We start from the raw sequence: 7368 nt of genomic DNA, 5'->3' as shown, positions 1-7368 counted from the left end.
CGTTGCTCCCCTAACCCTGTGGTTCCAGATCGTGGCCGCCGCAGGGGAGCAGGGCCTGACCACCGAACAGGTCGAGGCACTGTTCGCCGAGGCACACAGCGGCCAGCTCCGGCGACCGCGCCGGCGCAGACGCTGCGCTCCTTCCTCGCCAAGCTGCGGGAGGGATTGTCATGACCGGGCCGATGACGATCGCTGCCCTCGCCTTGGTCGCCGGCATCGTGGGGTGGGCCTGGCACACCCGCATCACCGGCGTGCTGGCCCGCCGCCCGAGGCCGCAGCCGCCGCACGCCGGCTTCAACCCCGCCGATGCCAACCGCGTGGTCTGGCTGACCTGTGTCGGAAGGCGTCCGCGGACACCCCCGGAAGACATGGCCTGCAGCTGGCCGCCCTGTCGGTTGCCGACGGCGCCGACCGCCGCCGCTGGTCCTACACCAACCCCGCTACCCGCAGCGCGCCGTACGCCGCAGCCTGGCTGCTGGCCCGCGCGGAGGGCGCCCCAGGACCGTTTCGGCCGCTGACCACCGTGCAGCGCGAGCGCATCGCCACCGTCGCCTCCGGTGCCGCTGAGCGGGTCCTGGGCGCGCTGGACATGGCCCGCTTGTCCCGCACTATCGACCAGCCGTGCCCGGCGCCGTGCGGCGGCCGGCTCGAGGTCCACGGCGGGGACGGCAGGTCACCGGCCGTGGTGTGCACGGCGTGCGGCCGCACCTGGATGGACGGAAATGCCCCGGGATCCCCGCCATGAGAATTCGCCGCGAAATTAAGGCAATTCCTTTTCTGAATCCATTGCAATGGAGGGGTCACGGAATAGGATATCAACAAGAGGAAATGAGGTCGCAAACCTCTTCCTCACTCACCGAAAAGAAAGGAAATGTAATGCCCGAAGGAGATGAGCCGAAACTTGGCAGTCTGGTGGTCCACCTGGAGCGCGTCTACGCAGACGTCGCCGCGTTATGCCTGAGGCTTCCGGTCGCCGTCAAGCTGCCCACCGGAAACCCGCTGTCCCAGGAGACACGGGTGGCCGTCGGTCGGGTCGCCGAGACCGCGCCGAAGATGCCCCTGCCCATCGACGGGATACACGAGCTGCAGATCGCCTGCCTGGGATGGCTCACCGCCGCGGAGATGAAGCACCTGATCACGAACGAGAAGGAGCTGACTGAACACCGCTTCGCCTGCGCCGCATTAGGGCTGATAACCGCCGAAGGCGCCCTGGTAGACCTGCGGATCGTCCTAGACGACCTGCGGCACTGGGACTAAACCCACAAGCCCCCGGCAGCCAGCCGGGGGCACCCGGCTGCCGACGGCCGGCAGGGCTGGGCCGAAGCCCACCGCCCTGGTAGGCGGTCACAAAACCCTGCCGACCCTCACCCTTAAGAAAGGGATGAGCCCATACTACGCGCGCACCCGCGCTTGTGGGCCTCGAACATGGCAACCGGCGCGCTGAGCGGCCTACTGCCGATCGTCGCCCGGGGAGCGCGCATCACCTGAGCCCCCTGTTCCCGATCCGTCCTCAACTTGCGTCTGCGGAGCCTGCATGTCTGCGACAGAGAGACCGAGCCGAACCCCCTGGATCAGGTAGTCATCTTCGAAGGCTCAGCCACAGCCAACTTATGCCACACAGGGCGAACGCTCCTAGCGGGGCCAGCCCCATGCTTCTTCCACTGGGCAAGAGGATCGTGGCTACGGCGAGGGAGGCGATGGCGAAGACACCGCATACTGTACGCAGGACCCCGACTGCGACGTGTTCCCGGTTTCGCTCGGTCAATTTCCCTCCAGCCATCTGCAGATGTGCAGTCGCAGTTCGCCGAGGATGTATACCTCAGACGCAGCTTGCGAGTGGACACGACCGCGCCCCGGCAGGACCGAGGCGCGGCCAAACGGCCGTTACGTGCTCACAGCGTGTCAGCGACGCGGACCATGTCCACCTCCACTACCTCCACCGTGCCTCCGTTTTCGGCCACCTTCGTAGTGCGCTGACCACCGCCACCGTTGGCGGGGATCATTTCAGGTGCCGGGAGCCTCGTGTTGACCTTGACCGGCTTCCCGTCCTTGTCGGTGACAACGCCACCGTCTGGGTCTGCGACCTTCGCCTTGTCCGGCATCTTCTCGGGATCCATCGTGCCGTCCGCATTCACCCATGGCGGCCGCGGCGCAGACTTCGTGGAAGCTGCGGTCTCAGCTGAGGAGGTGGGCCATCCCAGATTGTGATGGACTCCTGACCACAGCGGATTATTGAACGTGGGTGTCCAGTCGCCATCTGAGTGGATGGCAGCGTGGTTGTACAGGCCGTACGACCCGTCAGTGAAGCACATGCCTGCCGCAGGGGCGGTCCAGGTCAACTGCAGTGAGAATGCTTCTTTCGTGTTGTAGTAGGTCTTGTCTGTGCGCGCACAGAGGACCCACTCATTTGTAGCCGGGCTCACGACCCAGATCTGCATCCCATCAGCAAGGTGCCCTGCTGGCCTGTTGCGAGGGTACTCGCAGTCGACGAAGGGAACGACTTCGTTGAAGCCGCTCTCAGACCACCCCTTGAACTCGCCGCCGCCGCTCTCGCCGTCGCCTACCTGGCTCTTGTTGACCATGCAGTGGTCACCAGCTGAGTTGTGCCACGGGTAGTCCACGGAGTAGACGGCATGCGCGCTAGCTGAACCAGCGAAGCCGATGGCCATCACGACGGCTGCTAGTAAGGCGACCAGGCCTTGATGTATCCTTGCGTTGCGCATGTGTGCCTTTCACTCGAAGTACATGCGTACGCCCAGCCGCGTGGGCTCAGGCGGAGAACGTCACATGCTTCGCAGCACGCAAGCCTCTCACCGCATCGCGTGCTGAAAGACGTGATAAATCCCCCCAGGCCCATGCGCTGGGCACTCGCTCGATCACGTTCAGTAGAACATGCGCCCGGCGCGTGCGTCAACGAAACCCCTCAGCTGCGCCGATGCTGGCGAATACATGCCAGCATCGCCGTTTCGTTGGGCACGGCGGCTATTGAGGCAAGAACGCGAAAGTGCCTTCCTGACCTGGGACGATGAACTAGTGTCCTGCGTCATTGATTCGTGTGCAGTGAGCATTCCCGATCTACCCTCTCGCGAGTGAAGATCGCTTGTGTGTGATCCGAGGAGGGCGTGGAGCACGGCGGTGATGCGGTTCGGGCTGATCCGCAACAGGTTCAGTACGCGCCACCGCTTGAGTTCGGCGAAGGCGCGTTCGACGGGGGCGCGGAGTTTGGCGAGTTGGGAGTTGGCCTGCTTCTCCCATCCGTTGTGTCCCTTGCCCTTCGGGCGCTTGACGGGGGTGCGCACGGTGCCGCCGGCACCCTGGTAGCCGGAGTCGGCGGTGGTCTCCACGTCGGCGTCGGTGACGGCCTCGATGATGCCGTCGGCGCGGGCCGCGGTCAGGTCGTGGGTCGATCCGGGGCGGGCGTCGCCGAGGAAGACCAGGTGGCCGCTGGTGGCGGTCAGGCCCTGGACGTTCACGCCGTGGTCGTGGTGCTTGCCGCTGTAGAGCGGGTCGGCCTTGGCTTCTGTGGCCAGACCGGCACAGCGCCAGGTCGGTACGAGCGTTCCGTCCAGCAGCAGGCGGCGGTCCTCGCCCGAGGCCGCGAGGGCCTCCTCCAGAGTCGGTGCAAGCGGCGCGAGGGCCTCGATGCCTTCGTTGACGTACCGCCAGGCGGTGTCGGTGGACACCCCGAAGTGGCGCCGAGCTGCTCGAACGTGTCGCCCTTGGCCAGCCAGACCAGCAGCATCACAGCCTGGTCCCAGCTTGTCAGAGCACGCCAGGAGCCGCCCGCCTCACTCCTTCGGGCGGCAATCAGGTTCTCCAGCCAGGAAACCAGATCGGACGGGACATCGAGAGTGGCACGATAGGTGACCACGAAGCTCCTTGCTCCGCAGGATGGTTGACGCCTCTGCAACGGCAAGGAGCTTCGCGCGTCACGGGCCACCCCATCCCCCGATCCGGTCACGATCGGAAGAGCTCAGTATGCGGCGAGGGTTTCCAGGATCTCGTCGGCGGTCTTGGTTCACACGAACGGCTTGGGGTCCTTGTTCCACTCGTTGACCCAGCCGCGGATGTCGCGTTCCAGCTCGACGACGCTGCGGTGGGCCGAGCGGCGGAGTTTGCGGCAGGTCAGTTCGGCGAACCAGCGCTCGACGAGGTTGAGCCAGGACGCGGAGGTGGGGGTGAAGTGCAGGTGGAAGCGCGGGTGGCGGATCAGCCACTTCTTGACCGCTTCGGTCTTGTGGGTGGCGTAGTTGTCCAGGACCAGGTGCAGGTCCAGATCCTTCGGGGCGGCCGCGTCGATGGTCTTGAGGAAACACAGGAACTCCTGGTGCCGGTGGCGCCGGAAGTGCTGCGCTATGACCGACCCGGAGGCGATGTCCAGGGCGGCGAACAGGCTGGTCGTGCCGTGCCGGACGTAGTCATGGGTCATCTTCGCCGGCGTCGTCGGCGCCATGGGCAGCATGGGCTGGGTTCGGTCCAGGGCCTGGATCTGCGACTTCTCGTCCACCGCCAGGACCAGGGCGTTCTCCGGCGGGGAAAGGTAGATCCCGACGACGTCGCGGACTTTGGTGACGAACTGCGGGTCCGTGGACAGCTTCCACGTCTTTACCGTGTAGAGCTTGAGCCCGAACGCCCGCCAGATCCTGGAGACCGCGGACTGCGACATGCCCGTCGCCTCGGCCATCGACCGCGTCGACCAGTGCGAATCTCCGTACGAAGGCTTCTCGTCCAGGGTCTTGGCCACCAGTGCCTCGACCGACAACGTGTTCGTCCTGAAGCACGGCGTCGTCGAGGAACAGGGCCTCCACGGTCGACTGCGCTCCGCGGGCGGCGCCTACACCCGGATGCTCGCTGCTCAGAGGACGGCCGAAACCGGCCAGGACCCCAACCGCCCGGGCCCTGCCGACCACACACAGGAAGTGAGAACACACACATTATGAGTGACCGCGCAGAACCGCCGCGCCTGGGCGTCGGCCTCGGATACCGGAAGCCGCTGCACGAGCACATCGTGGACAACGCCCGGGGAATCGACTGGCTGGAGGTCATCACGGACCAGTTTCTGTACGACCCGGACGCGCGCGCGGCGCTCCGGGAACCCCGGGGCCACTTCCCGCTGGTGCCGCACGGCCTGGAGATGTCGGTGGGGTCGCAGGAGCCACTCGACGAGGACTATCTCCGCGGCGTGGTCGCCCTGGCTAATCTCGTCGACGCGCCCTGGGCAAGCGACCATCTGTGCTTTACCCGCGGCCGGGGGCTCGCCCTCGACAGCCTGAACCCGGTCGTGCGGACCGTGGACAACGCCCGGCACATCGCCGGGAAGGCGCAGCAGGTGCAGGACGCGCTCGGCAGACCGTTTCTGCTGGAAAACATCACCTACTACGTGGACATGCCCGGGGAACTCACCGAGGCCGAGATGATCACCGAGGTGATGGAGCACTGTACCTGCGGGATCCTCCTCGACCTGAGCAACGTTCTCATCAACGCCGGCAACCACGGCTTCGACCCGTACCGATTCCTCGACGAACTGCCGCTGGAGCGGGTCGAACAGGTGCATCTGGCAGGCAGTTCGCCTGCCGCCCACCGGGACGAGATGCTGATCGACCGGCACGACCACCCGCTGGGCGGCGACGTGCTCGCGCTGTTCGCGTACCTGCTGGAACGGTGCGACGTGAAGGCCGTCCTGATGGAGCGGGACGACGACTTTCCGGAGGATTTCCAGGAGATCGTGGCCGACCTGGACAAGGCCAGGCAGGTGGTAGGCGAACGGAGACCGCGGTGACCGCCGCCGGCGTACAGGATCTGCTGGCCCGCCTGATGGCCGACCCGTCCCTGTACCCGGAGGTGCACGCGGCGCCGGAGTCATTCGCCGCCCACTACGGCATTACCGTTGCGGACGTCGAGCGACTGTGCGCCGTCGGTGGGCAGGGACTTCTCGTGTCCTCGGCAGTCGCCCGCCGTAACAAACTCGCCCTGGTCGAGGGCGTGCTGCCCGCGACCCTGGCGCTCTGCCGCACGGCCCTCGACGACGCGGCGCTCTGCGGACGCTTCCTCGCGACATCCCGGCTGACCACGCCGGAGGGGATGGCGGAAGCCGGCATGCGGCTGGGCGCGTTTGCGGTCCGGCAGGCGCCGGACACCGACCGGCCTGCCATCGGGGACGTCGTGCGGTACGAGACGCTCCGGCACGACGCGATGTGGCGTTTCCGGGAGCGCAGGCCGCAGTTCGGTGCCGTGGGGCCGACGCTGCGGCCAGGGGTGGTCGTGGCCACGTTCGGCTGTCCGGTCGCCGCCGTACAGCGCCGGATCGCCGACGGCGCGCCCTGGCGGGACCTGGGCGAGCGTCGTACGCATCTCGTGCTGGCGCCGGCCGGCGGGGGCAGGGTCCTGGTGCACCGGATTCCGGAGGGGCTGCGGAGTCTGCTCGACCTCTGCGACGGCTCGCGATCGCCCGCCGAACTGGCGGAGGCGCGGGGGCTCTCCACGGAGGCGGTGGAGCGCGCACTGAGCAGTACGCATGACATGGCGATCACCCGCCCTTCTTCACGCTGACGTCGCGCGCCTGTGCGGCGCCGAACCGGCCTGGCGTTCCGGCCTGTCCGCCGTCGCCTGCCCGGTCGCTCGCAGGGTCGATCTCGACTCCGTACCCGGCCGCGCTATCGGCGGCCCGGCGGGCGGCCAAAACGCCCGGTCACCCGCCCCCGCCGCCGCAGTTGTAGGCGTTCACGGCGTCGAAGGCGGGGCGGTGGCGGTCGCCGTACACCGGGCCCAGGACGGCCCACGCGTCGCCGCCCTCCTTGAGATGGCCCGCGGAGGTCTCGATCGCCTTGAGCACCGTGCGGAGCTCGTCGGCGATGTCCGGCGGCGCGCTCGCCCGCATCGGCTCGCCGGTACGGGCGATCACGTCGGCCTTCCTCCGCAGCTCCTTGAAGTCCAGCGGTTCCCCGTCGATCGCCGCACCCACGTCGGAGCTGTAGGCGATGACGCCTACCTGGAAGAGCGTCAGGTTGAGGCAGAAGGGCGAGGTCGGCGAGGGGCTCGGGCGGGCGGTCGGCTTCTTGGCCGGCTTCTCGGTCGGCTTGCCGGACGACGGACGGGACGAGGCCGGGTCCGGTGCCGGCGCCGCGGCGTCCGGGGAGTCGGAGCAGGCCGCCGCCAGCAGCGTGGCGGCCAGCGCGAGGGTCCGGCTGCGTGGGACGGTCATGGGCGGAGGGTAAGCGGGGGATCCCGGGTGGGGTCCCCGCGGACGGGAGGCATGCCCCACGGGTGGCTGGTGGCGGGGCTCCCGGCCGGCCGCCGGCGCGGCGTGCACCAGCCCGGCCGGGGCGGGTCGGTCAGGGTTGGCAGCCGTGGCGGCGTGCCGAGGCTTCA

6 protein-coding genes and 1 pseudogene are annotated in these 7368 nt (G+C 67.8%); 3 read left to right on the top strand and 4 right to left on the bottom strand.

The genetic code is table 11. The annotated features are described in order from the left end of the window. Positions 1-876: 876 nt before the first annotated feature. Positions 877-1257 (top strand): hypothetical protein, encoded by a 381-nt coding sequence (locus ACHZ99_RS33370; protein WP_420308593.1) that lies wholly within the window; start codon positions 877-879, stop codon positions 1255-1257. A 635-nt stretch (positions 1258-1892) separates the two neighbouring features. Here ACHZ99_RS33370 and ACHZ99_RS33365 read toward each other — a convergent pair. The 3 genes and pseudogenes from ACHZ99_RS33365 to ACHZ99_RS33355 form a co-directional block, all read right to left on the bottom strand. Next, entirely contained in the window at positions 1893-2723 is an 831-nt protein-coding gene (locus tag ACHZ99_RS33365; protein ID WP_420308592.1) for a hypothetical protein, read from the bottom strand. A 159-nt stretch (positions 2724-2882) separates the two neighbouring features. Then, positions 2883-3683, bottom strand: coding sequence for a transposase family protein (locus ACHZ99_RS33360; RefSeq protein ID WP_420308591.1), 801 nt, complete (start codon positions 3681-3683; stop codon positions 2883-2885). A 338-nt stretch (positions 3684-4021) separates the two neighbouring features. Beyond that, positions 4022-4756, bottom strand: a pseudogene (locus ACHZ99_RS33355) (IS630 family transposase); the annotation flags it as partial. Between the two features lie 180 nt (positions 4757-4936). Here ACHZ99_RS33355 and ACHZ99_RS33350 point away from each other — a divergent pair. Together ACHZ99_RS33350 and ACHZ99_RS33345 are read left to right on the top strand one after the other, a co-directional pair. Further along, entirely contained in the window at positions 4937-5779 is an 843-nt protein-coding gene (locus ACHZ99_RS33350; RefSeq protein WP_420308590.1) for a DUF692 domain-containing protein, read from the top strand. Then, entirely contained in the window at positions 5776-6549 is a 774-nt protein-coding gene (locus ACHZ99_RS33345) for a hypothetical protein (RefSeq protein ID WP_420308589.1), read from the top strand. Before ACHZ99_RS33350 ends, ACHZ99_RS33345 begins: the two co-directional genes overlap by 4 nt. Positions 6550-6688: 139 nt before the next feature. On the opposite strand, the gene ACHZ99_RS33340 is transcribed toward ACHZ99_RS33345, so the two are convergent. Next, the gene (locus ACHZ99_RS33340; protein ID WP_420308588.1) at positions 6689-7201 is read right to left on the bottom strand and encodes a hypothetical protein; all 513 of its coding nucleotides are present in this window, start codon (positions 7199-7201) and stop codon (positions 6689-6691) included. Positions 7202-7368: the final 167 nt, after the last annotated feature.

Origin of the sequence: Streptomyces sp. MAR4 CNX-425, from assembly GCF_048656465.1 — a bacterium.
GTDB lineage: Bacteria > Actinomycetota > Actinomycetes > Streptomycetales > Streptomycetaceae > Streptomyces.
The sequence above is the reverse complement of the archived record's forward strand: the minus strand, read 5'-3'. Positions and strand labels throughout refer to the sequence as shown.